General features: G+C 62.5%; 23 protein-coding genes. 7 read left to right on the top strand and 16 right to left on the bottom strand.

Annotated elements, in window-relative coordinates; genetic code table 11:
- Window positions 1-81: 81 nt before the first annotated feature.
- Entirely contained in the window at window positions 82-399 is a 318-nt protein-coding gene (locus C4S68_RS21560; RefSeq protein ID WP_103935195.1) for a DUF3592 domain-containing protein, read from the top strand.
- A 228-nt stretch (window positions 400-627) separates the two neighbouring features.
- Window positions 628-1,506 carry a hypothetical protein gene (locus C4S68_RS21555; RefSeq protein ID WP_103935194.1) on the top strand — a complete coding sequence of 293 codons (879 nt, stop codon included), beginning with the start codon at window positions 628-630 and terminating at the stop codon, window positions 1,504-1,506.
- 69 nt (window positions 1,507-1,575) lie between these two features.
- Here C4S68_RS21555 and C4S68_RS21550 read toward each other — a convergent pair whose 3' ends face one another.
- Both C4S68_RS21550 and C4S68_RS21545 read right to left on the bottom strand, forming a co-directional pair.
- Window positions 1,576-2,871 (bottom strand): alpha/beta hydrolase family protein, encoded by a 1,296-nt coding sequence (locus C4S68_RS21550; protein ID WP_146072268.1) that lies wholly within the window; start codon window positions 2,869-2,871, stop codon window positions 1,576-1,578.
- 16 nt (window positions 2,872-2,887) lie between these two features.
- Entirely contained in the window at window positions 2,888-3,262 is a 375-nt protein-coding gene (locus C4S68_RS21545; protein ID WP_146072267.1) for a hypothetical protein, read from the bottom strand.
- Between the two features lie 174 nt (window positions 3,263-3,436).
- Between C4S68_RS21545 and C4S68_RS21540 the strand changes: the two genes are divergently transcribed.
- Window positions 3,437-5,698, top strand: coding sequence for a S9 family peptidase (locus tag C4S68_RS21540; RefSeq protein WP_235011778.1), 2,262 nt, complete (start codon window positions 3,437-3,439; stop codon window positions 5,696-5,698).
- Between the two features lie 123 nt (window positions 5,699-5,821).
- Here the strand turns inward: C4S68_RS21540 and C4S68_RS21535 are convergent, their stop codons facing one another.
- Window positions 5,822-6,295, bottom strand: a complete 474-nt coding sequence (locus C4S68_RS21535; RefSeq protein ID WP_103935191.1) for a vitamin K epoxide reductase family protein — start codon at window positions 6,293-6,295, stop codon at window positions 5,822-5,824.
- Window positions 6,296-6,344: 49 nt separating this feature from the next.
- Window positions 6,345-6,551 carry a hypothetical protein gene (locus tag C4S68_RS21530; protein ID WP_146072266.1) on the bottom strand — a complete coding sequence of 69 codons (207 nt, stop codon included), beginning with the start codon at window positions 6,549-6,551 and terminating at the stop codon, window positions 6,345-6,347.
- A 115-nt stretch (window positions 6,552-6,666) separates the two neighbouring features.
- On the opposite strand from C4S68_RS21530, the gene C4S68_RS21525 reads away from it, so the two are divergent.
- Entirely contained in the window at window positions 6,667-8,871 is a 2,205-nt protein-coding gene (locus tag C4S68_RS21525; protein ID WP_103935189.1) for a M3 family metallopeptidase, read from the top strand.
- 247 nt (window positions 8,872-9,118) lie between these two features.
- Complete coding sequence (locus C4S68_RS21520) at window positions 9,119-9,901, top strand: TIGR03435 family protein (RefSeq protein ID WP_103935188.1); 783 nt, start codon at window positions 9,119-9,121, stop codon at window positions 9,899-9,901.
- 64 nt (window positions 9,902-9,965) lie between these two features.
- Here C4S68_RS21520 and aroE read toward each other — a convergent pair whose 3' ends face one another.
- Complete coding sequence (gene aroE, locus C4S68_RS21515) at window positions 9,966-12,023, bottom strand: shikimate dehydrogenase (protein ID WP_103935187.1); 2,058 nt, start codon at window positions 12,021-12,023, stop codon at window positions 9,966-9,968.
- 770 nt (window positions 12,024-12,793) lie between these two features.
- Here aroE and pgeF point away from each other — a divergent pair.
- Window positions 12,794-13,696: a peptidoglycan editing factor PgeF gene (pgeF, locus tag C4S68_RS21510; protein ID WP_235011777.1), complete on the top strand. Its 903-nt coding sequence runs from the start codon at window positions 12,794-12,796 to the stop codon at window positions 13,694-13,696.
- 80 nt (window positions 13,697-13,776) lie between these two features.
- Here pgeF and C4S68_RS21505 read toward each other — a convergent pair whose 3' ends face one another.
- From C4S68_RS21505 to C4S68_RS21465, 9 genes are all read right to left on the bottom strand, one after another.
- Window positions 13,777-15,579 (bottom strand): hypothetical protein, encoded by a 1,803-nt coding sequence (locus C4S68_RS21505; RefSeq protein WP_146072265.1) that lies wholly within the window; start codon window positions 15,577-15,579, stop codon window positions 13,777-13,779.
- A gap of 72 nt (window positions 15,580-15,651) precedes the next feature.
- Complete coding sequence (locus C4S68_RS21500; RefSeq protein WP_103935184.1) at window positions 15,652-16,473, bottom strand: ABC transporter ATP-binding protein; 822 nt, start codon at window positions 16,471-16,473, stop codon at window positions 15,652-15,654.
- Between the two features lie 88 nt (window positions 16,474-16,561).
- The gene (locus tag C4S68_RS21495; protein ID WP_268807318.1) at window positions 16,562-16,966 is read right to left on the bottom strand and encodes an HU family DNA-binding protein; all 405 of its coding nucleotides are present in this window, start codon (window positions 16,964-16,966) and stop codon (window positions 16,562-16,564) included.
- Window positions 16,967-17,183: 217 nt separating this feature from the next.
- On the bottom strand, window positions 17,184-18,200 hold the full coding sequence (gene sppA, locus C4S68_RS21490; protein WP_103935182.1) for a signal peptide peptidase SppA: 1,017 nt from the start codon (window positions 18,198-18,200) through the stop codon (window positions 17,184-17,186).
- Window positions 18,201-18,362: 162 nt separating this feature from the next.
- Window positions 18,363-18,596: a helix-turn-helix transcriptional regulator gene (locus C4S68_RS21485; RefSeq protein ID WP_407641116.1), complete on the bottom strand. Its 234-nt coding sequence runs from the start codon at window positions 18,594-18,596 to the stop codon at window positions 18,363-18,365.
- Window positions 18,593-19,183 (bottom strand): hypothetical protein, encoded by a 591-nt coding sequence (locus tag C4S68_RS21480; RefSeq protein WP_103935181.1) that lies wholly within the window; start codon window positions 19,181-19,183, stop codon window positions 18,593-18,595. The genes C4S68_RS21485 and C4S68_RS21480 overlap by 4 nt, the downstream gene beginning before the upstream one ends.
- A complete protein-coding gene (locus tag C4S68_RS21475; RefSeq protein WP_103935180.1) occupies window positions 19,180-19,605 on the bottom strand; it encodes a hypothetical protein in 426 nt (141 codons plus the stop codon). Before C4S68_RS21475 ends, C4S68_RS21480 begins: the two co-directional genes overlap by 4 nt.
- 138 nt (window positions 19,606-19,743) lie before the next feature.
- The gene (locus C4S68_RS21470) at window positions 19,744-20,673 is read right to left on the bottom strand and encodes a hypothetical protein (RefSeq protein ID WP_146072264.1); all 930 of its coding nucleotides are present in this window, start codon (window positions 20,671-20,673) and stop codon (window positions 19,744-19,746) included.
- Window positions 20,674-21,212: 539 nt separating this feature from the next.
- Window positions 21,213-21,422: a type II toxin-antitoxin system ParD family antitoxin gene (locus tag C4S68_RS21465; protein ID WP_146072263.1), complete on the bottom strand. Its 210-nt coding sequence runs from the start codon at window positions 21,420-21,422 to the stop codon at window positions 21,213-21,215.
- A 535-nt stretch (window positions 21,423-21,957) separates the two neighbouring features.
- Between C4S68_RS21465 and C4S68_RS21455 the strand changes: the two genes are divergently transcribed.
- The gene (locus tag C4S68_RS21455; protein ID WP_103935176.1) at window positions 21,958-22,872 is read left to right on the top strand and encodes a proline dehydrogenase family protein; all 915 of its coding nucleotides are present in this window, start codon (window positions 21,958-21,960) and stop codon (window positions 22,870-22,872) included.
- Between the two features lie 187 nt (window positions 22,873-23,059).
- On the opposite strand, the gene C4S68_RS21450 is transcribed toward C4S68_RS21455, so the two are convergent.
- Window positions 23,060-23,776: a DUF3106 domain-containing protein gene (locus C4S68_RS21450; protein ID WP_160115275.1), complete on the bottom strand. Its 717-nt coding sequence runs from the start codon at window positions 23,774-23,776 to the stop codon at window positions 23,060-23,062.
- A gap of 284 nt (window positions 23,777-24,060) precedes the next feature.
- Window positions 24,061-24,591: a hypothetical protein gene (locus C4S68_RS21445; protein ID WP_235011776.1), complete on the bottom strand. Its 531-nt coding sequence runs from the start codon at window positions 24,589-24,591 to the stop codon at window positions 24,061-24,063.
- Window positions 24,592-24,688: the final 97 nt, after the last annotated feature.

The following is a 24,688-nucleotide window of genomic DNA, read 5'->3' as shown; positions in this document are numbered from 1 at the left end:
GGCTAACGTAGCGACGATGTGGACGGGAGCCTCAATAATCCCCGGAGTACCCCGACCCAAACCCACGCTATAGTGATCCCCATGCGCTGGCAGAGAAAGACCGACTGGCAATCCGCCGACGGCACCGTGACCGACGTCGAGGTGGTACAAGGCCGTGGCGGCCCAATCTACACCGTCTCCTTCAACTACAAGGTCGGCGAGCACTGGTACGGCGGCTTCTTTACGAACTCCAGCGAATACAAGAAGGATGACTCGATCTCCGTCCGCTACGACCCCGCCGACCCCGACCGCAATGAATACACCGTGGCCGCGAGCCGCGCACACCTCTGGACTGTTCTCGTCGTCGTAATCTTCGCCGGGCTTCTGATCTGGAAGGCAGTCAGCACAGCAAGTCGCTGAGAAGATACCGGGTGCCCCGGGTCCGGACTCTCGGACCCGGGCTAGCGCAGCGATGATGTGGGTGGGAATCACTCAAGACTGCGGTCGCGCCGTTTGGCGTACTTACTAACCCAACTCTCTACAATCAGAATAGGGTACCCTCCGGCCAACAGAACCCGCGACTTGTACAACGTAGAACGCACAAGGTAGTCCAGGTCGTGGGCCAATTTGCCCTACAATTCTCCCATCATGCTGAAAAGACTGCTGTCTTGGAAGTACGGAATCGCCGTCGTCCTGATACTGGGGTGCTCGATCTACGTATCCCGTCAGGATCAAAAAACCCGCGACCAGTATGAGACAAAATGCAATCAGATTAGGGCCGTCACGGTGTCCCCAGCGACCCATCAGGAAGACTGCGACAAAGGCGCAGAGGACGCCGCAAGGCACCTGCCACGTTGGTATAGAGTCTTTGGTTGGCCCGAGGGGATTACAACATGGGCGATCCTTCTGACCCTCTTGGTGATTGCTGATCAAACGGCCGAGACGAAACGAGCCGCCATTGCAACTGAAGACGCTGCGAAGGCAACGATGGATAGCGTTGAAGTAATCAAGAGAAAAGAAAAGGCGAGAGTCAAAGTTCGCATTGGGGAATTGGAGGTCGTAAAGGTGGAGACGATGAACGACTCGTACTTTGCCGTTGTGAAGGTAGAGCTTTTCAATTTCGGAGAGACAAAAGCTTTCATTGCCAACAGTTGTGGCGACTTTTCCATTACGCGCTCAGATAAACCCCATGCGGCTAAATTTCCAGAGCCTCTGACGAGCGAGCCAGTGATTCACGCCACGGAAAAGCCACTGGAGAAAAAGTTTCCGTTCTTTTGCGACACCGGACACGACATAATCAGATCCTTGAATACGGGTGAGTTGTTTGCTCACCTCTATGGAATGGTCAGCTATACAGATGTTTTCGAGGCTCCACGCGTAATTCGCTTTAGATATCTGTGGACTCCAAACATGCACGGAGTCCAACTGCGAAGTCTCATTAGCAAAGACGCCCTGAGTCATTCGCTCTATGGAGAATGGAAACAACATGGGGATGAGCAGGACAATTACGACAGCAATCCAAATTAGGACACTACCGAAGTCCACCCCTAAAGTCTCTAAATTGAACATTTGCAAAAAGCTCGGGGGAGGGGTACCCTACCGCCCCTCCGCCGCATGCAGAATCAGCGCAAAGAAGTGCACCAGCTTCAGCTGATCCCAAGCCCCAGGCCCATGCCCATCCAGATCCAAGTGCGATAGCACCGGAGAGATCAGCTCCGCCTGCAGCGTCTGGTGAGGAAGCTCCGCCGCCATCCACTGCGTCTCCGCTGCCGGGATGATGTTGTCGCCCTCACCATGCAGCAGATACACCGGAGTGGTCAGCGTCGCCAGGTGCCCATGCGGACTCACCCCCGCCATGTCCTGCACATGCTTCACCTCGTCCTTCGCCAGCATCTCGCGCGTCGTGGCCGAGGTCGTATCCATCAGCTGCTTCGCCTCGGCAGCCTGCTGCGGATTCAGCAGCGCCATCGCGGCCTTCTCGTTCGCCGGCTCCTCGTACAGGTGCGCGCGTAGCACCGCCCGCAGCGGAGCCAGGTCCTGCTTCGGCACAAAGTCTTCGAGGTTCTCGTACTCCAGCACCAGCGCGCCGTACTCATGCGGAGGCAGCAACTCCTCGCCGCCACTCGGCTCCGCGTCCTCGCCCGTCCGGTAGTACTGCGCCACCCGCAACATCTCATCCTGCGACCCGATCGCAAACACAAACCGGAAGTACGGCCGATACTGCGGGCTAGCCGCCGCCAGCAGTGACAGCCCACCCGAGAAGCTCAACCCCATCACGCCAACAGGTGCGAAGCTCATCGGTGTTGCTGATTCATTGCCCGTGCGACGAGGCACGTTCCGCTCCGCCATCCACTTCGTCGCGTCCCCAATCGTGGCAATCGAGTTCGCGCCCACGTGATAGTCCTTGATGTCCGGCAGCTCCGGAGTCAGCACCCGGATGCCGCAGCTCGACATCGCCGTCGCGAACGCAATCAGCCGCGGCTCGTTCATCCCCAGGTGATGCACCCCGTGCAGCACGATCAGCGCCGGAGCATCCGGCATGTCCGTCGGCGTATACATCCGCGCCGGCACCGGCCCGTTGCTCGTCGGCAGCGTCAGCTCGTCCGTCTTCACCGGGTGCGCGATGCTCTTCTGCAGCGCCCACGGCACCGGCTTGTTCGCCACCAGGTCCAGCACCGCAATCGCCTGCAGGTGCGCCTTCACAAACGGCGCAGCGATAACGCTCGCCACCAGAAAGGCCCCAGCGCAGATCCCCGCATACAGCCACGGACGTTCCTTTACCCGCGCCTGCACCTTCTCGCGGCGAGCGGCAATCCCCGCGCCCACGCGGCCCGCCAGCCGCTGCATCGGTGGTGTTGTCTCAGAGCTCTTCCCGTGTCGAAAGCGTGGCATAGTCCCGGGAACGATCCTACCGCGAAGCCACTGCATGGAACAGGAAGGGAAGCAGCAGCACCACAACCGCCAGCAGCGCCACCGCCACCGTCAGCAGCAGCTGCAACCGGGCCTGCGTCGCCACGATCCCCGCCAGCTTGGCCTCCAGCGACGCCGCGGCGTCCTTCGCTGCCCGCGCATCGCGCGCCGCATCGTCCACCTTCGCAGTAATCTCGTTCATCTGCCGGTAGAGTCCCGCGTGCGACGCCGTCACCTGTCCCAGGTCCGCACGCAGCCCTTCGGTCACCGCAGCCATGTGAGCCGTTGCACCCTCCAGCGCCTGCCGGTTGGCCTCGTCATTCGATTGCCGCGACGCCAGAAACCGGTCCGCCAGTGGGAGAACCCGCGACACGTGAGGCAACAACTCGAGGATCTGCGCTAACGCCTTCGGCCACATGCACAGATTGTAGAGCGGTACGCCTCTCGACGCGTCCCGGCATCCGTCCGTCCGGAAGCACCAGCCGCCCCACCGCGGTGATATGTTTTCGACATACCCACAGAAGTCTCCCCACGAGGTTCCCCGAGCATGATGCGTCGTCTGCTGGCTCCGTCCCTGCTGTTGGCTCTCGCCTTCGTCCCTTCGAGCACATCGATCGCCTCCGCTCAGGCGCCCAAGCGCCCCATCACTGAGAAGGACATCTTCGACTTCGTCTGGATCGGCGACACCCAGCTCTCGCCGAAGGATGGGCGCGTGGTCTTCGTTCAGACCACCGTCTCCGCCGACCGCTCCGGCTACGACACCGCGCTCTACCTCCTCGATACCGCCACGCCCGGCGCGAAGCCCGAGCGCCTCACCGCCGGCCCGCGCGAAGCCTCGCCCCGCTGGTCGCCCGATGGCACGCAGATCGCCTTCATCCGCTCCGCAGCCAACGCCGCCGGCAAGCCCACGCCGCAGCTCTACGTCATGCCCGCCAAGGTCAATAGCACCATCACCAAGGTCACCGACCTTCCTAGGGGCGCAGGCAATCCCCAGTGGTCGCCCAACGGCCAGGCCCTCACCGTCACCTCGTCCACTCCACAGGATCCCGCCGAGGCCAAGGCCGAAGCCCAGAAGCGCTCGCACCTCACCGGCGATGACGCCCACGTCTCCGACATCAAGGTCATCAACCGCGCCACCTGGCGCGCGAACGGCGAAGGCTACCTCGAGCCCGAGTTCGTCCCGCAGCTTTACATGGTTTGGCTGCCCAAGGCCGATGGCTCGCAGGCCCCCGCGTGGCAGCTCACCGGCGGCCGCTTCGGCGTGCAGGACGCCCTCTGGTCGCCCGACTCCAAGTGGATCTTCTACGCTCAGTCCCGCATCGACGAGCCCATCTACGAAGCCAAACCCCACAACACGATCTACGGCATCAAGGTCTCCACCGGCCCCGACCACGCGAAGGAGATCCCCTCCGACTCCTTCACCGACCCCCTCAAGGTCAACGCTCGCGGCCTCTCGCTCTCGCCCGACGGAAAGCACCTCGCCTTCCACGCCTCCGCTCCCGAGCTCAAGCCCGCAACCCACAAGCAGGACGATCTCTGGATCATGGACCTCGGCTGGGTTGACGGCACTCCGTCTGCAACTGAGCCTCGCGACCTCACTTCGAAGGAAGCCTACGAGATGGGCGGCAGCGTCGGCGGCGACAACACCGCCCCCAAAGGTGGAGGCCGCGGCGGCGTAGCCTGGACGCCCGACAGCTCCGCCATCCTAGACATCGCCGGCTACCGCGGCAGCGCTCTTCTCGTCAGCGTCGACACCGCCTCCGGCAAGGTCACCGAGCTGAGCGAACGCAAGCAGGCCGTCCTCAGCTTCAACGCCACGGCAGACGCGAAGACCGTCATCGCCCAGATCTCCAACCCCATCCTCATCGGCGACCTCTTCGCGCTCCATCCCGGCGACGGCAAATCCCAGACCCAGCTCACCAAGGTGAATGACGCGCTCTTCTCGCAGCTCGATATCGCGATGCCGCTCGACTGGCAGGTCAAACCCACGCACCACGCCGAGGACATCAAGGGCGAGACCATCGACACCTTCGTCATGATGCCCCCGGGCATCACCGGCAAGCCCGCCAAGCCGCTGCCGCTCATCCTCAACATCCACGGCGGCCCGCACTCGGCCTACGGCTGGGTCTTCGACCACGAGATGCTCTGGATGGCCGCCCGCGGCTACGTCGTCGTCTATCCCAACCCGCGCGGCTCCACCACCTACGGCGAGAACTTCGCCAACATCATCCTCAACAACTACCCCGGCGACGACTTCCACGACCTCATGGACACCGTCGACGAAGCCGTCAAGCTTGGCTACGCCGATCCCGCACGACTCGGTGTCACCGGAGGTTCCGGCGGCGGCCTGCTCACCGACTGGGTGGTCACGCAGACCGATCGCTTCAAGGCCGCCGTCGCGCAGCGTGACATCACCGACTGGGCCAACTGGTGGTACACCGCGGACATGGCCGGCTTCCACCAGTCGTTCTACCCCACCAGCCCGCCCTGGGAGCACATCGACGCCTTCCGCGCCCACTCGCCCATCACCTACGTTGACAAGCTCAAGACGCCGATGCTCTTCATCCTCGGCGACGCAGACTTCCGCACCCCCACCGGCTCCGGCGGCGAGGAGTTCTTCCGCGCCCTCAAATACAAGAAGATCCCCACCGTCATGGTCCGCTTCCCGCGCGAAAGCCACGAGCTCTCCCGCTCCGGCGAACCCTGGCACCGCGTCGAGCGCCTCGAGAACATCGTCAACTGGATGGATCGCTTCCTCATGGACAAATGCGAGCCGCAGTACGACATCACGCCCACCTGCAAGCCGTAGCCGCAGAAACTCAAGACCCGAAGCTCAAAACCCGAAACCCGATCATGTTTTCTCCACGCTCCTTACGGGAGAGGAAAAATGATGACCCGGTTTCGGGTTTTGAGCCTGGAGGTGCGAGTTTGGCTAAGCTCCTGCTTTTCGTCGCTTCCGCGAATCCACCACCAGCGACGCAAACGCCACCAGCATGATCGCCGTGATGAACCCCGCCGACCACAGGCAGTAGATGCACCACTTCTGCAGGACATACTCCTCCAGGAAGCTGAGGAACGCCGCAAACGCGAACCCACCCTCCGCCAGCTGCAGCAGCACAAACGAGCGGTGCGGCACCTTCGGCAGCAGCGCGATCACGCCGATCAACGCATAGCCGATCAGGCCCAGCAGAGCGACGGGAACATGCACCTTCTTCGAGGTCGCAGGATCTTCATCGAAGCTGATAGGCGGCAGTACCGCATACTTGGAATGATTCACCGCGCCGCAATCGAAGTTCGCGGTGACGGCACAAGGCGGTGCCTGCGCGGGGTCTTGATTGTGAATGCGAAGGGCCATCCAGGAATCGATAAGGCCGGCGAGAGCGAGCAGGGCAATCAGATAGCGCACGCGTTCATTGTAACCGCGTGTCCTGTCCCCCAGTTCGTCAGCCGGGCGGCTATCGCGTTCGCGTGGCCGAGGGATCTTCGAGGGGAGAGCTCGCGACATGCTGCGTCCGCACCGGCGCTTCGACCAGCTCCGGCTCGGCTTTCTTCCCCGGCTTCTCTGGAGTCACGCCCTGCAGCGAAAAATTCGAATAGCTCGCGATCACACACGGGGCAAGCACCATCGCCGCGAACACCCCAATTACCAGTACCGTATGCATGAGCACTCCCGGCTTTCAGTCTGCGCTCGCCCGGCGAACCGCCACCATAACACCTTTCGGTGAGCCAGCAGACGGCATCACGATTCGCTTACAGTGGAATCAGGGAGATACACCGATGCAGCCTGTCGCCGAAGCTACCGCCTCCACCATTTCCACAGATCCGCTCCACATCTGGGCCGGTCTGGACTCCGCCGAGGGCGCAAAGACCTGGGTCGAATCGCATCTCGCCGCTGCGCGTGCCGCCATCGCCGAGCTGCTGGCCGTGGACGCAAACAGCGCGCGCACCGTGCTCAACACGCTGGAGCCCTACGATCGCGCCTCCTGGCACCTGCGCATGGCCGGCAGCCAGGCGCACGTCATGTTCATGGTCCACCCGCTGGCGGGCGTCCGCGACGTCGCGCAGGAGCTCTCGCAGTCGGTCAGCGCCGAGTCCGTCGCGCTCTCGCTGAACCGCGAGGTCTACCAGGCCCTCGCCGCCCTCGAAGGCGAAGCGATCACCGGCGAGGACGCTGCCACACGCTACTACCTCGAGCGCGTGCTCCTCGGCTACCGCATGTCCGGCGTCGATCGTGACGACGAGACCCGCGAAAAGATCCGCTCCCTCGCCGACACCATGATCGGCCTCAGCATGAACTTCAGCCGCACCGTGCAGGACGACGTGCGCAAGGTCGAAGTCACCGACGCCAACGAACTCCTCGGCCTGCCCGCCGACTACCTCACCCGCAAAGGCGTCAGAGAAGAGGCTGCCGCTGACGGCACCAAGACGCTCGCCGCCGACGGCCCCGTCACCATCACGACCGATCCCCCCGATATGACCCCGGTCATGAACTACGCCGCCTCGCCCGCGCTCCGCCGCAAGCTCTACCTCGCCTACAACGGTCGCGGCTATCCGGCGAACAAGCAGGTGCTGCTCGACCTCCTCGCCGGCCGCGAGGAGATGGCGAAGCTCCTAGGCTTCCGCAGCTGGGCCGACCTCGCCACCGTCGACCAGATGATGGGCTCCGCCGCCAACATGCGCAAGTTCCTCGATGAAGTCGAGGTCGCAGCCCGCGAGTTCGCCACGCGCGAGTACGCCGAGCTCGAGACCTTCGTCCGCGAACGCGATCCTCACGCCCTGCCCCTCACCCTCAGCGACGCCCGCTACTGGGAGGAGCAGTTCCGCCGCACCCGCTACAACTTCGACTCGCAGTCCGTCCGCCCCTACTTCCCCTACGAGCAGGTCGAGGCGGGCATCCTCGCCACCGTCGAAAAGCTCTTCCGCGTCCGCTTCGTCCGCGACACCCAAGCCCCCGTCTGGGACCCCAGCGTCAAAGCCTTCCTCGTCTACGACACCGCCTCCAATACCGATCAGCGTCATCCTGAGCGCAGCGCGCAGCGCGAAGTCGAAGGACCCGCCACCACGCTAAACGCAGCACAGAGCCAGGAACCTTTCAGCCCTGAACCCTCGCCCCTAGGCCGCATCTACCTCGACATGCACCCCCGCGAGGGCAAGAGCAAGTGGTTCTCCGAGTGCTCGCTCGTCAGCGGAGTCCTCGGCAAAAACCTCCCCGAAGCCTCTCTCGTCTGCAACTTCCCCCAGCCCAGTGAATCCGACGCCGGCCTCATGCAGTACTCCGACGTCGTCACCTACTTCCACGAGTTCGGCCACCTCATGCACGAGGTCCTTGGCGGGCGCCAGCGCTGGGCAGGGCAGTCCGGCATCGCCACCGAAGGCGACTTCGTCGAGGTTCCCTCGCAGATGCTCGAAGAGTTCTTCGAGGACGCCGACCTCCTCCGCACCTTCGCGAAGCACTACCAGACCGGCGAGCTGCTGCCCTACGACGTCATCGAACGCATGACCAAGGCCGCCGCGCATGGCCGCGCCCTCTCCACGCTCACCCAGGTCATGTACGCAACCTACTCGATGGAGACCCACGACCGCAAAGCCGCCGACCTCGACCTCGACCTGCTGCTCCGCGCTGGCTACGACCGCTTCTCGCGCTACGAATTCGTCGAAGGCAACACCATGTACGCCGCCTTCACGCACCTCATCGGCTACACCTCGAACTACTACACCTACCTCTACGACAAGGTGATGGCGCTGGAGTTCTTCGAGCAGTTCAGCGCGATCGAAGCCAAGGCCGCAGTCGAAGACGCGAAAGGCGAAGGCGCCCAGCACGCCACCGAGCTCCTCACCAGCCCCGTAGCTCTGCGCTACCGCCGCGAGGTCCTCGAGCCCGGCGGCACCAAACCCGCCCGCGAGTTGGTGCAAGCCTTCCTCGGCCGCGAATCCTCCATGGAAGCCCTCCGCGGCTGGATCGGCAAGGAGTTCGCAGCGTAGCTTGGCTGGTTGGTCACAGCCCCACAACGGATGTGTCATTTCGACCGGAGCGGGACGGCTTCATCGTCCTGCGCAGTGGAGAAACCTGCTTCCTTGACAGCATCGGCAGGCAGTAGGCCCCTCGACTTCGCTACGGAGGACGCAGGGACCTTCCGAATTATCGATACAGTCTCGGCGTGGGAACTTTCTCGCGCTGGCTTCGTATCGTCCATCACTGTAGATCCAGTTGAGTCTTGAGGTGTCTCACATGGCCGAAGCCTCTGTCCGCCGAAGTCTCTTTGTGGTCGCCGTTCTTTTGCCTGCGGCGTTGGGAGTTAATGCTCAGGCGAACGCGCCGCTGAGTCAGATCGACGCTACCGTCGAGGTGGCCGTGGTGAAGCCTCACCCCGCGGCGGTGATGCACAACAACTTCAGCTTTCAGAACAATCGCTTCGAACTCGAAGACCAGCCTCTGCTGAAACTCATCGCCTTTGCATACTCGCTGAACTCCCGGCAGATTGTGGGTGCTCCCGGGTGGGTGGAAGAGAAGCACTGGGACATGAGTGGCACGACCAACCTCACGGCCAATGCGACGCTTCCGCAGGAGCAACAACTGGTGCGCCAGCTCCTCAAGGAGCGTTTCGGGCTGCAGTTTCATCGTGAGAAGCGGGAGATGCCTGCCTATGCGCTCCAGGTGGTGAACGGGCAGCCAAGGCTTACTGCCGCCGCCGATCCGAACTTGCAGCCCCTGGAGTGGACACAAGGGAATGGCTCCCAGAGGACCGAGAACTACAGAGCCAGCACCATGACGGATTTCGTCCTGATCAAGCAGCTATTCATGGATCGACCGCTCGTCGATCAGACCGGCCTGACAGGGCGCTACGACTTCAAGCTGACCTACACCCGCGGCGACGCGCCCGACGCAGACGCAGATACTCCTCCCCCGCAGTTCACCGCGATCAAGGAGCAGCTGGGGTTGAAGTTCGAGCCGGTAAAGGCGTCAGTGGATGCGTTTGTCATCGACCACGTCGAGCAGCCGACAGCGAATTAGGCGATCAGCTAGGGAGTCAGCCCAAACGTCCCCTGGCAGGTCGAGTTTCGTAATGACTCTGAAATCAGCGTGCCTTTGCTTTGGCCTTGACGGTGGGCTTGGCTTTGGCTGCTGGCTTGGCCTTGGCTAAGGGTTTTGCGATCGCCTTCGCCACAGGCTTCGCGACCACCGGCTTCTTCGCGACCGCCTTCGCCGCCGGAGCAGCCTTCTTCGTCACCGTAGCCGTGATCTTGGTCGTGACCTTCGTCGGGACCTTGGGGGCAACCTTGGCCGCAGCCACAGGCTTGGCGGGAGCCGGTTTGGCCTCCACCTTCGCTGCGGGCTTGCTGCCGTTCACCCCCGTCTTGGGCGGAGCCGCCTTTGCAGGTGCGGCTGGCGGGACGGGTGCTTTGGCCGGGGCCGGAGCCGCTGCCTTCACTGGGGCTGGCTTGGCAGCCGCCTTGACCGCCACGGGCTTCACCGGCTCAACAGGTGCAGGTGCTGGAGGCGGAGGAGGAGGCGCCGCAGCCTCTGCCGCAGCTGTCTGGATGCGGCTCGCAGGAGCCAGTGCCGGAGCAGCAACCTCACCCGCGGCTTCTGCCGCCTGGCGCAACGCATGCAGCACCACACGAAGCATCTCTTCCTCCGGAGCCGGCTTGCCCGTCCAGATCTCGAACTGCCGCGCTCCCTGCTGCACAAACATCTCGATGCCGGTGATCACGTGGATGCCCTTCTGGCGCGCCATCCGCAGAAGCGGAGTCTCCAGCGGGTTGTAGACCGTGTCGAACACCAGCTTCGCCGTCAGGTCTTCCGGCCCCAGCAGCTGCGGCGACTTGTTGCCGTTCATCCCCACGGGCGTGGCGTTGATGATCACGTCGAAGCCCGTCTTGGCGACAGCCTCGCGCTTGATCACCTTGGCCCCGGACTGCTTCGCCAGCTTCGCCGCTGTCTCCGGGGTGCGGTTCAGAATCCACACCTCCGCGCCCTTGTCGCGGCAGCCAAACACCGCCGCGCGCGCCGCTCCGCCAGCGCCCAGCACCAGCACCTTCGCGCCCTTCAGCGACATCCGCTTCTCCAGCGGTCCGACGATGCCGTGTACATCCGTATTGAAGCCGTACCACTTGCCGTCGGCCATGCGCGAGATCGTGTTCACCGCGCCGATCTTCGTCGAAAGCGCATCCGTGCGCTCCAGGAAGGGAATTACGTCCTGCTTCAGCGGCATCGTGACGCTGAGACCCTGCAGCGGAATCTCCTTCACCAGCTTGAAAAGATCCTGCGCATTCGAGGTCTGCAGCGCCAGGTAGACGGCGTTGACGGTCTCGCGACGAAAGGCCGTGTTGAGCATCAGCGGCGACATGGAGCTGCCGATAGGGTTCCCCGCCACGCCAAACACCTTTGTCGCTGCATCGACGGTGTCGATCCGGTAGGTCTCGACCAGGGAGCGTGCGGAAAGCTGCCCGGGAGCTGTCTCCTCGCCCTTGGTGGCCGCCGCAAAGGTGAAGGCCGAACCGGCTCGCAGGCTCAGAATGCGGGAGATCGTGCCCGCCTCGCCCATGCAGATGCCGACGATCTCCGCATTGGTCTGGTCTTCCCAGCGCTTGATGAAGTCCATCAGCACGAGGTTGTCGGCCAGGTTGCGGGCCGTCGGAACCACCTTCATGAAGTCGGGCTCAAATGCCTGGATGCGCTTCGCAACGGCGTCGAGGTCCTTCGTCTCGTGGAAGTCGTGCCAGCTGATGATCACGCCCGCGCCCGTCGCGCGGAGGCGGCTCATCGTGTCGCCGGGAAGCTTCTCCAGCGAGTCGATGTCGACATCGACCACCTGGAAGCCAGCCTCGGCCGCCGCCAGCAGAATATCCAGCGACGCTTTGCTCGAGCCATCGAACTGCCCGCCAAACTCCTTGGGCCGACAGGTGGCAATGGCAGTAATGGCCCCGTTCGAGGCGAGAAACTCGCCAATCGTCGTGAGCGCAGCCGCAGGCTTTGAGAGATAGTCCAGCCTGAACTCAATAAAGCTTGTGTCCTGAAGCACTTCCGAGGCGCGGGTCAGCATCTCCTCGGCATTCGAGCCAAGAATTGCGGCGCAGATCTTCCCAATGCGGGAGCGGAGAAGGTGGGAGGCGATTTGTAATTCGTTCGTCATTCGCAGGGCAGTCGCGGTATCGTAACGCCGAAGTTCAAAGGATGCAAGGAGTTCGCGGCGTCTGCCGGGTTCTCACGGTATCGCTGCGAAGCACATTCCGCGCACGACAGCATCCGGAGAAGGATAAGCCCATATAGGGCCCGGCTACCCCACTTTGGACTCGATAGGAGTGGAAAATGTCGCAAAACTCTTGCGGCACTGTCATCTGACGAGGAAACAGCCCAATTTGGCTCGAAATACATTTTTCACGAAAAAGGGAGAACGGGAAGCAACCGTTGAAGGCCTCCTTCATCTAAACTTGTAACTGAGAGCTTCACTTCAAACGTAATCCTACCTTTTGTAATTCCCATTCCGCCCTTACGGGCTCCTCAGAGTAATTCCCCTATTTTCCCCCTCCCCCCAGAAGCCTCTCAAGGGCCCGCGTGAAAGCGGGCCCACTTCCTTTAAGTCCCTGTTGTGCAGATACATACACTAAGTTCTCCGCAGCAGCGGAAAGCTTCCGTTTTACCAATCGAGACATCTGTCTAACAGGAATGCTCGTCGCTCCCAGCTAAGATGGAATGCGTATGGCTGGCTCCTCTTCGCCGAAAAATACGGCCTCCGGAAAAGAAATTCGCGCTGTCGATCTCCGGTTCGCTGATGCCGGCCTCACCCCGGGGCGTGCGTCGCGATCCAAAGGCAGCAAAAACCGCCGTCCTGGCACCCTGGCCAGGAGCCTGCCTGAACCACGAACGACAACACCCGAAGAGCCAAATTCCTCGACCCCAGGGGTGCTGCGCGTCCCTGCCTTCGACGCTATCCCGTGGCTTCACGCCGGATTCAGCACCCGCGAGAACGGCCTCTCCACCGTCTATGCGGAGGGCCCCGATGCACCCGGCGAGCTCAACCTCGGCTGGACCAGCGAGGACCCCGAGGCCAACGTCGCCGCCAACCGCGAGCGGCTCACTGGCTGGGTCGCCGGCGGAGCCCATATGCAGCTCGTCACTATGCGGCAGTTTCACTCCGGCATGGTGCGCGTGATCGAGCCCGGCCAGGCCCCGCTGGTGACACCCAACGGACGGGCAGTGGTCCGCGCCGACGCCCTGATGACCAACGTCCCCGGCATGCTGCTGGGCGTACAAACCGCCGATTGTGTCCCCGTGATGATCGTCGACCCGAAGCGCAGGGCCGTCGCGGTCTTCCACGCGGGCTGGAGGGGCACGCTCGCTCGCATCGTCGAGCGTGGTATCGGCACGATGACGCTCCGCTACGGGTCGAAGCCGCGGGATCTGGTGGCCGCCATCGGGCCGGCCATCGGCGCCTGCTGCTTTGCCGTGGGCGAAGAAGTGCGGCAGCAGTTCGAGAGCCAGTTCTCCTACGGTGCCGAGCTCTTCTACGAGGTCTCGGACGCCGACCCCATCCGGCTGAAGTACCCCATGCTCTTTCTAACCGCCCGCGCTCCCGGCCACTCCGGCGTGGGGCCGGAGCTGCACATGGACCTCTTCGAGGCCAATCGGCGGCAGCTCCTCGACGCCGGGCTGAAGAAACGGAACATCACCGTGACCGGCGAATGCAGCGGCTGCACCCGCCTCGCCTCCGGCGCAAGGAAGTACTTCTCCCACCGCATGGAGAAGGGCTTTACCGGCAGGATGATGAGCGTCATCGGGGTGCAGACCGTAGACAGTAGACGTTAGACAGTAGAGAGCAGAGCTGCTGAGTCGAGACGGCCAGGGGTGGTTTCACTGTCTACTGTCTACCCTCTACTGTCTACTCTTCACCGTCTCACCGAGCTCGAAGCTTCCTTGCACAGCTCCTCAAACAGCTCATCCCGATGCGCCAGGGTGAAGCGGCCCACCGAGCGCAGGCTGGTGACGTAGATGCTCGCGCTCGCGAGCATGAACACCAGCATGGCGAGTGGCAGCACCGCGAGCATGTCGAAGTGGCGCGCGAGCGTCAGGATGCCCATCCCGAACCCCGCGAGCAGCAGCAGCAACCCCATCCCGAGGAACGCGCTCGCCGGTGACGCCTGCTTGCTCGAGGTCCGGCCCGGATCGATCTTCTTCGGCGCGGTGACCGAGCGCCGGTTGCCGATCGTGGTCGTGATCAGCAGCGTGCCCACAGCCCACAGCAGGCTCGACACCAGGATGTTCAGCGTCGGCAGGCCCGTCAGGTACGTCACGATCGCCAGCACCGCTGCGGTCTCAGCATAGGCGAGCAGGAAGTTGACCAGGTTCTTCGCAAGGAAGATGTCGCGCAACCGCACCGGCGCCAGAAAGTAGAACTGCGCTCCCGGGCCTTCCAGCCCGAAGGAGTTGAACGCCAGCGGAACGATGCCAACCAGGGCGTAGGCCAGCGAGGCCGGAAAAATATAGATGGAGTTCGGCGAGCTGCGCGTCGCCAGCCGCCCTGCGAACAGGAACACCATCACCACCGGCGCGATCAGCGCGTAGAAGACGCCCGTATTGCGCCGGATCGCCAGCAACTCTTTGCCAAAGACTGCTAAGACGACTGGCGAGAGCCGAAGCGCGCCCTTGCCGTGGTCTGAGAACAGCGCATTGGTGGAGGCAATCTCGGCTGGCGAATCGAACCGCGTAGCTGGTTCCCGCGCCGCTGTTGAGCTATGCGCCATCTTCACGGGGAGGCTCACCGCATTGGCCACGTCCGAGAACACCTCGCCGCGGAACTCGGTCCGCGTCCGCATGGCGAAGACCGCGAAGAAGAAGAAGCCAAAGACGCCGCAGCCGACGACGTAGCCCAGGTACCACACCGGTCGATGCGCCGCGGCGGAGATCATCGCATCGCCGGTGAGCCCCGGCGGAAGGAAGTTCACCAGCGGCTTCACATGCTGGTACGCGTGCGACATCGCGTTGAAGCGTTGCTGCGTGATGATGCGGCCATGCTGCACATGGTGGTGGTTGTACGCGGGGTTGAACCGCACGTTCACCCACTGGCCCACCAGCGAGAGCGTGAAGATGATCGCGGTGAACACCTCGCGGGCGCGACGGGTCGCGAGCCAGCGATCGATCCACGCGAAGACCATGCGGGTGAAGATCGCGTTGGTAATCGCAAAGACCGCCATGGCAACGAACGCATACGCCCACAGCCAGGGTTCGGCGACCGTCATCCCGATCGCGATCGCCAGCGAGAGGATCGCGACCATCACATTGGCAGGGCTCAGGATGCCGAAGAACAGCCGCAGGATGATGTAGTTTCGCGCGCGCAGCGGGAACCGGATGAGCTGCGTCGGATCGAAGACCGTGCCTGGCTGCCCGATGTTGATGTTCAGCAGCTGGCAGAGGATGAAGGTCCCCCAGAGCAGCCACGCAATGCGGTTCAACTCGAAGTCCGAGGTGAAGGCATAAGCCGAATAGCCCGTGACGCCCGCGACCGCCAGCGCAATCAGGCCAAAGATCGGCGCCGCGACGAGGATCGCGATCAGGTCGGCGGTGCTGCCCTTGCGGCGGAAGCTGTTGACGAACACGCGCCAGCGCAGCCACGCCACCGCCGTGTACTGGGCACGCGACTGCCTGAGAGTCCACGAACTTCCGGAGTTTTGCGGGGATGTTGGGCCCGTCATGACTCGATCCTTGGGGACGTTCGGATCATCGCGATCCGGTACTGCATGGCTTTGGCCTGCATCGCTCCGGCATCAGCTCAGCCAGGCAAGCTCCTGCTCGTGTTCTGTGGGCCCGCGTTCGGTTCCCACGATCGAAAGGAAGATCTCCTCCAGCGTGAGCCGGGCGGAGGGATCGATGGTCTGATCTTCGGCCTCCGAGCGCAGCCGCGTACGCACGCCGGCGCGCAGTTCATCCAGCGAGCCGTTGGCGACGATGTGGCCGCGGTCGATGATCGCGATGTGGGTGCACAGCCGCTCCACGATCTCCAGCACGTGCGAGGTCAGAAAGATGGTCGCGCCGCGCGCGATCATGCCCTGCAACATGCTCTTCAGCGTTCCGGCAGCAATCGCATCGACGCCCTCAAAGGGCTCGTCGAGGAAGAGCACCTTGGGGCCATGGATGACCGCGGCGGCCAGCGCAAGCTTCTTGCCCATGCCGTGGGAGTAGTCGGCGATCAGCTTCTTCGGTTGGTCGGCAAGACTCATGAACTCCAGCAGCTCTTCGGTGCGCTGCGCGGTGGTGCGCTTGTCGAGCCCGTACATCCGGCCGACGAAGTGCAGGTACTCGCTCGCGGTGAGCTTGCCGAACAGCGCCATGCCCTCCGGCACTACGCCGATGCTCCGCTTCACCTCGACCGGGTTGGAGATCAGGTCCTGTCCGAGGATTCGGATCGACCCCGAGGTCGGCGCCAGCAGCCCGGTGAGCATCTTGATGGTGGTCGATTTGCCCGCGCCGTTGGGGCCAAGAAACCCGAAGAACTGGCCCGTTTCCACGGCAAGATCGATGGAGTCGACGGCCGTGAATGCGTTGAAGCGACGGCTGAGGGACTTGGCCTCGATCGCGAAGGAAGTCATTGCTTTCAGTTATACGGCAGAAAGCGCCCGCAGCTTCTTGCTGCAGGCGCTCTCACCAGGGATCTATCGGGTACATGGAGGCGTGAGCCTACATCGCGGGAGGATGGTGCGGGTCCACATGACCAGCTCCGTCCAGCCCCTGCATCTCGTCTTTGGAGTCCCCGCCAGCCTCGTCCGGATTGACCAGGTCGCGAAGCTCCTTGCTGGGCTTGAAGTAGGGGACGCGCTTCGCCGGGACGGCTACCGCGGCGCCTGTCTTGGGGTTTCGCCCGGTACGGGAGCTGCGCTGCCGGGTGCGGAAGCTTCCGAAGCCGCGCACCTCGATCTTGTCGCCCGCTTTGAGCGCGCCAATGATGGACTCGAACAGGGTTTCGACGATTACCTCGCCATCGCGACGGGTAAGGTCACCGAGAGCGGTCACATCGTTGACCAGATCTGCCTTGGTCATGGTTCCTCCGGTGGTGTTCGCTGTATATCGGCCAGCGACTTTAATCTATCGTGTGAAGCGGAGGGCCTGCAAAGGTGCTCAAGAAAGAGCGTGCCGCAACCCGCCAGAGGGTACTCGCCTTAGGATGCGACGCAATACGCGGCGGGTTGGTTGCTTTTTCATTCTCGAATCTGGCTGAAAACAGATTCGTTGCTCCCACCGCATGTGCCCGATTCACCACACCCATTGGAATAGGGACGGAGTTCGTCGACCGAAAGTTCGCCTATTTCCAGAGGAAAAAGAAACCCGGCGAGTGGTCGAGCAGCTTGGACGGGTTCGGAAACAGGTCGTCGCTGTCCCCCGAAAGCGCAGCGAAGATCCCGTGCTTCTCCTTCCCCGGGCGTACCAGGTTGGGTTCCCCCTTGATGCCGACCGACTGCGCCGTATCCATCAGCGCCACCCGGAAGCCTCCCTGCCGGTCGATCAGCCCCAGCGGCAGAGCCTCTTCGCCCGTCCATACCTGCCCCGTCGCCAGCGGTTTGATCTTGTCTTCCGTCGTGTGCCGCCCAATCGCAACGTCGTGGACGAACTGGCCATACATATTATCGACGAGGCCCTGGAAGTAAGCCTGCTCGGCAGGCGTCAGATCGCGGCTCGGATCGCCCGCAGTCTTCAGATCGCCCTTGCTGATCGTGACGTTCTTCAGCTTCGCCCACTTCATCAGCTCGCCATAGTTCGTCCACTCCATGATCACGCCGATGGAACCCACTACGGATGCCGGATTCGCGTAGATCTGGTCGCATGCGCTCGAGATGTAATACGCCCCCGAAGCTCCCACGCTCTCCACCGACGCGATGATCTTCTTCTTGTGCTCCTGACGGACGCGCAGCACCTCGTGATAGATCTCCTGCGACGCCGCCGCACCACCACCCGGCGAGTTGATGTGCAGGATGATCGCCTTCACGTTGTCGTCCGCGCCGTACTTCTCCAGCTCCTTGTCGATCTTGTCCGCGTCGACAATCACACCCGTAACGTCGATGACGGCAATCGAGTCCGAGCCAAAGCTCGAGTCGGACTCCCCGCCCGTCGCATTCTTCACCGCAAACGCCGCCACGCCAACCAGGGCCAGCAGCATCCCGCCCACGATCAGCGCGAACAGGCACGCCCACATCCACCCCGAACGACGCGGCGGAGGAGCATAGCCCGCGTAAGCCGGAGCGTAGGGGTAACCAACGGGGCCGGTTGCCTGTGCGGTGTAAGGCGGCGGCGGAGGGGGCTGGGGCGGCAGCGTCTCGGACATGCGGCAAGTCTACCGCCTTTACCGAAGCTGCGTGCGTTCGAGCTTCCTCTCACGCTTCGCGTAGCTTCGCGGATAGTACATCTCGCGGTCGACGTCGTAGCTCTGCAGCCTCATCGCCGACGCCTTGCACCAGCAGCTTCCCAACGACGTCATGCCTGGAACCTACGCGCGCGGGCCCCGTCCCGCCGCCTTGTACTGGAACACCTTCTCCAGCGGCACGCCGAAAACCAGCGCAATCTTGAACGCCGTCTCCAGCGATGGCGAGTACTTGTCCTGCTCGATCGCAATCACCGTCTGCCGCGTCACCTGGATGGCATCGGCAAGGTCCTGCTGCGTCATGCCCCGCTCGGCGCGCAGGTCGCGAATCTGGTTGTGGATGCGGTTGATCATGCTCATCGCCGCGCCTTCTGCTCCCACTCGTCGGCCATCGCCAGCCAACGCTCGCGCGCTTCGATGCTGCCCGTCCTGTCCGCCATCTTCCGCCAGCGCCGGGCCCGCTGCCTCGCAATCCACCGGTCCGGCAGAAAGCTGTCATGCCCCGCATATAACCGCAGCTTCCGCGCCGAGCGCAGCATCTGCGTCAGGCACATCAGCACAAACAGCGTCCCCAACGCTCCGTCGATCGTCTGCAGAAGCGTTCCGGGATTGAAGACCATCACCGCCACGCCAGCACCCGCCAGTCTCAGCCCGGTCAGATCGCCTCGCGCATCAATCTCGCGGTCGCGCTCGTCCGCCACCCCCCGATCCTTCGCGTGAAGCGTGAAGCTCGAATAGAGCAGCGACAGCACGGGCAGCCACCACACCATCGTGCTGGCCCAGCCATGGGCGAGCGGATGCCGCCAGCTCGAGACGCCGAACACCGCCAGCACCACGGCCGCTGACCCGAACTCCCACCACAGCTCCTTCTGCCGGTACGTCATCGGCAGCTTGGCCTCATTCTCCTGCACGCTCTCCGGCGCCACCGGTCTGCCGTCGCCGCTCACAGCGCTCTCCGGTAAGCCACAATCTGCGCCACCGTCTTCGCCAGGTCGCCCAGGATCAGCACGCTGAAGAACACCGAGAGAAAGTGCATCGCCAGCGCCTGCCCATGCAGCGGAAACGTGTTGGTCGCCGTATGCAGCCACAACGCCCCCAGCCCCACCACCATCAGCGACACCACCGTCAGATACCCCGTCTTGTACCCCCGCAGCTCGATCAGCCTGTCCCGCTCATCGGTAGTGCGGTTGCGCGTAAACACCGCAATCAACGACTGCAGAACGATCTGCACCACGATGATCGCCAGGATCATCGTCGCCACTCCCTCAATCGAGTTCGCGCGATGAAACAGGAAGTAAGGAACGTACACGACAAGCTCCGCGGCCAGCGAGCCGTAGAGCGACTTCTCCTGATAAGAAAGGCTCGGCATCGAACTGCCTCCATGTCAAAAATATTTGACATGGAGGACTGTAGCGCGGAACGCGAGGCGTGTCAAATATTTTTGACATTACATGCATGACGCACAAGCGGGCGGTGCGTCATGACTAGGCTCCGTGACAGGGCAGCGCTATTCCTTCTTGTGGCAATCTTCTTGTGGTGGGATAGGAGGTATATTCAGCCCCAAAGGGTCAGAATTTACACGGAGTCTCATTTCCAGTGCGGAGCAAGGGATCGTATTGCCAACCATTGCAATCAAGCAAAACTTCCTGTTGCCCACATTGTCAAAACTGTTTCCGTAGCGAAATTCACCCTCTACCTGAACCGCCTCCTGTTGACGGTTGAAGCAAAGTAAGTCTTCCCGGGTATATTTCGGCAAAATCGTGAATTCGCCTGGACCGTCGGCGGGAGCTACAACAGGATAGACCGCTGTCTTGGGAGGCAATCTCAAAATTACATTTTTCCTGGGAAGAGATATGAGGCTCACCCTGTAAGTAGTTTCGATGTCCCAAGCATTGCCTTTGCCTCTGTTCTCCATGACAACATTTACGACCCCGGAACCTTGCTGAAACCCCATATTAGGTACGATGATTCCCGCACTTGTTGCTTTCAAAGAATCACGATTGAGTTCAAATCCATTCTTCGCGGCATTCGCCGCTACGGTGGAGGCATCGGTGGATTTTCGCATCTCCTTCAATTGGAGGACATAAATTACCGCAACGGCGAGTCCCACAACTACGGCAGTGACTTCAAGCATGGTCTTCCACCACGGCGTCTGATCGGGACGGCATGTGTAGCGTTCCTTATTGGGTGGTGGGGTCGGCATAATCTCAGGAACGGAAGGGAGCGTGTCTAGTACTGCACACTTTTCTTGGGCGGATTGCTTATGTGGGGATTCGCTGTTTACGGTCTTCTTTGTTGGTGGCTTGCGCTTTGATTTTTGCAAGAGGATAGACCCCGCATATGAAACACGAATACCACGAAGGCTCAGAGGGCTGGCGAAGTTCAAAGCGGGCATGTCCCGTCTTTTCAGAACCCCAAGGGAATCGGTGAAGGACAAGATTATCCCAAAGCTGAAGGAGAGCGTAAGCAAACCACGAACTACGTAACGGCAAGGGGCCTAACGTTTCCCACGCCCTGTCGCCGCTTAGTGTGCCAGTGGATTGCGGGTCAACTCGCCGTAGGTCAGGCACCGAATGGTTGACGGCCCAATCGTCACGGGCGCAGAGGCGGTGCCCCTCTTCAGCCGCGAGCTCTAACAGCGCCCCATAGATAAGCCAAGAGAAGATGTGTCATTTCGACCGGAGCGGGACAGCTTTACCGTCCCGCGCAGTGGAGAAACCCGCATCTCCACCGGCACATTCCGGGTGCCCCATCCGTGACAGCCTCATCGTCACGGGTGGGAACCGATACCGCCCGCACCTGAACCATCCCGCCACGCTCCCATACTCCCCCATTCACCCCGGAGCCCTCTGAACAAGTGGCACGAACGGCAGGTCGTCCTGAGCGTCGTCGAAGGACTTCAGCCGTGACACCAACCGCCCTCATGAGGGGGCTTCAGCCCCTGAGGTACGTCGGTCCTCCGCGGCTCCTCACGCATCATCGTCTCTTCGCAACAGCCTTCTCGTTCGCCTTGGCCAGGGCTAAGCGCACGTGATCCGCGGACACCGCACGCGATGGATCCGCCCGCAGGGCATCGTAGGCCGGAGCCACCGACCCCCGCAGCCACGCCTCTGCCGCCCTGTCGCCACTCAGCTGCCGTGTCGAGCCCACGATATCCTCCCGCTCGGCGGATCGAATCCCGTTCATCCTATCCCTCCGCAAACAGAGGTTGACGCCCATCCGTTACGGCCTCATCCAAGGGCAATCATGACGCTGGCTCACCCATTCGTTCCATCACTCACTCGGAAATCGGAACAAACCAGCCAGCAGGCTCGCGCCGATCCCAAAGCACAACCCCACGGCGATCAGTTGCAGGCGATCCGAACCGTGGGCAGCCGCCATCCGAGGATTGCTCAGGCTCCTCAGCAGCGCCAGAACACCAAAAAGTATGACAAAGGCGCCCGTAATCCAATTCGGTTTCCGTCTGTTCATGGCAGCCATGCTATCGCAAAACAGGAACCCGCCCCGACCACCAAATACCCAGCCCCGTTTGGCGTACTTCCCATCCCAACTCACTACAATAGAAATAGACCCATCCAACACCCGAAACCGAACACCCGAAACCCGCACCCGGATTCCTCTCCCAAAGTCTCCGCAGTCAGGATTTTGCGGACACCCCCGGGGGAGGGGTGGTACCCATCCCCGCCACCCGTACCGCCAATGCCTTACCCTGAAGAGCAAGATGCTTCGTTCCTTCTTCATCGCGCTCTCCACTAATAAAAGCTTCCGGTCGTTCTCGGAGCAGTCCTCCCTCGGCCGCAAGGTCTCGCAGCGCTTCGTCGCCGGCATGACGGTCGAGCAGGCCATCGCCGCGACCCGCCAGATCAACGCTGAAGGCATCGCCGTCACCCTCGACTCCCTCGGCGAGAGCGTCACCGAGGTCGCCCAGGCCGAAGCCTCCGCAGCCGTCTATCACCGCCTCCTCGACGAGATCGCCGCGAAGGACCTCAACGCCAACGTCAGCGTCAAGCTCACGCAGGTCGGCATGGACATAGGTGATGAGCTGGCGGAACGCATCGTCGGCGAGATGGTCCAGCACGCCGCGCAGATCGGCAGCTTCGTCCGCATCGACATGGAAGGCTCGCCCTACACCGAGCGCACCATCGCCATGACCGAGCACCTGAACGCCCGGTTTCCCGGCGCGGTAGGAACGGTGATGCAGGCCTACCTCTACCGCACCGAAGCCGACATCGAGCGCCTGCTGGCGCAGGGAATCCGTATCCGCCTCTGCAAAGGCGCCTACAAGGAACCCGCCGAGATCGCCTTCCCCGCGAAGCCCGACGTGGACGCAAACTACGTCAAGCTGATGAAGCGCTGCGCGACATCAGGAGTCTTCTGCGGCCTCGCCACACACGACGAAGCCATCATCGACCAGATGCGCGCCTTCGTCGCCCAAACCGGACTGGACAAGAAGGCCTTCGAGTTCCAGATGCTCTACGGAGTCCGCCGCGACCTGCAGCGCAAGCTCGCCAGGGAAGGCTTCGGCGTCCGGGTCTACGTACCCTTCGGCCCGGAGTGGTACCCCTACTTCATGCGCCGCCTCGCCGAACGCCCCGCCAACGTCCTCTTCCTGGCGAAGAACTTCTTCAAGAGCTAGAGGAAGAACAGCAGAACAGCGGAACAGCGGAACAGCAGAGCGGCCGAGCAGCAGCGGATGAGCAGGTCAGCCGAGCCGAAACCGCGCAAATCCGCAGGCGAATCCGCCACAAACGTCAAAGGAGCAGCCTCGGCTGCTCCTTGTCTTCTCTGTTCTGCTGTTCTGCTAATCCGCTGTTCTGCTGCTCTCACTGGTCCGGTGGCAGCATAGGCTCAACCCGCATCAGCCCATCCAGCGCCTGGCGCTGCTGCGCGTTGAACGGCGCCGTGTAGCGGCCTGACTGCAGGGCCGCGCTCCGCTGGTCGGGCGGCAGCTGCCGAAGCGCGCGGAAGCTGCGCGCCACGGCAAACTTCTGGTCCGGAGGAAGTGCGGCCCACTGCTGCGTAGCGTTACGGACCTCAGTGCGCTGGTTCGGATTCAGCCGCTCCATCGCCTCGTTGCGCTGGATCAGCCGCTGACGCTGCTCGGCCGGCATGGCGTTGAGCTGGGAGAGCCGGCTCATCAGCCGCTGCTGCGTCGGGCCGGGAAGATCCCGGAAGCCGGGCTCGCTCTGCAGCGCACGCTGCTGTTCGGGCAGGGAGAGGTTGCTGTGGTGCTGCATCCACTCGGCCAGGTGCTCGCCATTCGCGCCCGTGCCCGTCTCCCGCCGCTGAATCGGCGCCAACTGCTGCTGGTTCGCGGGCTGGCCTCCGGGAGCGCGCCGCTCGACCGGAGCCTGTTGCGGCACGTTCTGCGGGTGCGACTGCCCGGTGAAGTTGTTGTGGGGTGGCGGCTGGCTGGGCCGTGGAGCAGAGAAGTGAGGCGCGGGCGCAGGTCGCGAAGCAGACGAATGCTGCTGGCCATAAAGGCCAGTCGCCGCCAACAGGGTGGCTCCCACCACCGCAGCGCTCCGCATTGTCGCCATCCGCTTCATCACAACACCCTGGTCAAGGCCTGCATAACGTTACGACGAAAACCCGGGCCTTCAGGCCTCTCTTTAGACGAACTTCTCCTGATAGACCTTCAGAGCCCGCTTGAACCCGGATACCCGGTGCCCACTCACAACGAAGGCCGGCATCCGCGCCGGCCCCTTGGTATTGCTTGCGGAAGTCTGCGCTTTCAGGGGACTTCCTCATCTTAGCCATAAGCGCCCGAAATAGCGCCGTGAAATTTTACATGCCAGCCACGTCGTCGGCCGACCGAACGCCACTAGGTTGTTGGAGCAGCTGAGCTGTCCGGCGAGCTGCCATCGTCAAGAAGCTGGTTGAGCTGCTGTTCCGCCTGCGCGTTGTTGTCCAGAATCTTCAGATCGTTCACCGTTGCAGAGGATGCCGCGCCGTGGTTCCAGGGCTGATAGACACCAGCAAAGGTTCCCGCACCGCCAAGCAGCAAGAGGCAGCCCATCGCTCCGGCTACGATCGGGCGGAACTGGCGGCCAGTGCTATAGAGGACGAAGGAGCGAAGACGCTCCCACAACCCCTCGGGCTGAGCTGCCATCTCCTCGCGCAGGCGGGCATGCAGCCGCGTATCAAAGTAGGTGGAGGGCTCAGGAGCCGTCCACTCATCCATCAGGGCAAAGGTAGCGCGCAGCCCCTCATATTCGGAGTGACACGCGGCACACGTCTTCATATGCTCGGCTGCGCCAGCGTGCTCCGCTACAGCCTGCGGATCCAGCAGCAGGTCGGGCAGCAATTCCTTGCACTCTTTGCAATCGATCCTTGTCTTCATCGTCATGTTCATTGCTAGCCTCCTTTCAGGGAGGATTGTCACTCTCTATCGGCTTGCCGGTTTGACCCGGACTTGATTTCCGTCGTTGTCTTCCGATCCTGACGGGCCG

The sequence above is a fragment of the Bryocella elongata genome (assembly GCF_900108185.1).
GTDB lineage: Bacteria > Acidobacteriota > Terriglobia > Terriglobales > Acidobacteriaceae > Granulicella > Granulicella elongata.
The sequence above is the reverse complement of the archived record's forward strand: the minus strand, read 5'-3'. Positions and strand labels throughout refer to the sequence as shown.

Excerpts from the sequence above, each read along its gene's own strand:
- C4S68_RS21560 (WP_103935195.1), top strand. The coding sequence starts at position 82 with ATGCGCTGGCAGAGAAAGACCGACTGGCAATCCGCCGACGGCACCGTG.
- C4S68_RS21555 (WP_103935194.1), top strand. The coding sequence starts at position 628 with ATGCTGAAAAGACTGCTGTCTTGGAAGTACGGAATCGCCGTCGTCCTG.
- C4S68_RS21550 (WP_146072268.1), bottom strand. The coding sequence starts at position 2,871 with ATGCCACGCTTTCGACACGGGAAGAGCTCTGAGACAACACCACCGATG.
- C4S68_RS21540 (WP_235011778.1), top strand. The coding sequence starts at position 3,437 with ATGATGCGTCGTCTGCTGGCTCCGTCCCTGCTGTTGGCTCTCGCCTTC.
- C4S68_RS21530 (WP_146072266.1), bottom strand. The coding sequence starts at position 6,551 with ATGCATACGGTACTGGTAATTGGGGTGTTCGCGGCGATGGTGCTTGCC.
- C4S68_RS21525 (WP_103935189.1), top strand. The coding sequence starts at position 6,667 with ATGCAGCCTGTCGCCGAAGCTACCGCCTCCACCATTTCCACAGATCCG.
- C4S68_RS21520 (WP_103935188.1), top strand. The coding sequence starts at position 9,119 with ATGGCCGAAGCCTCTGTCCGCCGAAGTCTCTTTGTGGTCGCCGTTCTT.
- aroE (WP_103935187.1), bottom strand. The coding sequence starts at position 12,023 with ATGACGAACGAATTACAAATCGCCTCCCACCTTCTCCGCTCCCGCATT.
- C4S68_RS21505 (WP_146072265.1), bottom strand. The coding sequence starts at position 15,579 with ATGACGGGCCCAACATCCCCGCAAAACTCCGGAAGTTCGTGGACTCTC.
- C4S68_RS21500 (WP_103935184.1), bottom strand. The coding sequence starts at position 16,473 with ATGACTTCCTTCGCGATCGAGGCCAAGTCCCTCAGCCGTCGCTTCAAC.
- sppA (WP_103935182.1), bottom strand. The coding sequence starts at position 18,200 with ATGTCCGAGACGCTGCCGCCCCAGCCCCCTCCGCCGCCGCCTTACACC.
- C4S68_RS21485 (WP_407641116.1), bottom strand. The coding sequence starts at position 18,596 with ATGAGCATGATCAACCGCATCCACAACCAGATTCGCGACCTGCGCGCC.
- C4S68_RS21475 (WP_103935180.1), bottom strand. The coding sequence starts at position 19,605 with ATGCCGAGCCTTTCTTATCAGGAGAAGTCGCTCTACGGCTCGCTGGCC.
- C4S68_RS21465 (WP_146072263.1), bottom strand. The coding sequence starts at position 21,422 with ATGAACGGGATTCGATCCGCCGAGCGGGAGGATATCGTGGGCTCGACA.
- C4S68_RS21455 (WP_103935176.1), top strand. The coding sequence starts at position 21,958 with ATGCTTCGTTCCTTCTTCATCGCGCTCTCCACTAATAAAAGCTTCCGG.
- C4S68_RS21450 (WP_160115275.1), bottom strand. The coding sequence starts at position 23,776 with ATGGCGACAATGCGGAGCGCTGCGGTGGTGGGAGCCACCCTGTTGGCG.
- C4S68_RS21445 (WP_235011776.1), bottom strand. The coding sequence starts at position 24,591 with ATGAACATGACGATGAAGACAAGGATCGATTGCAAAGAGTGCAAGGAA.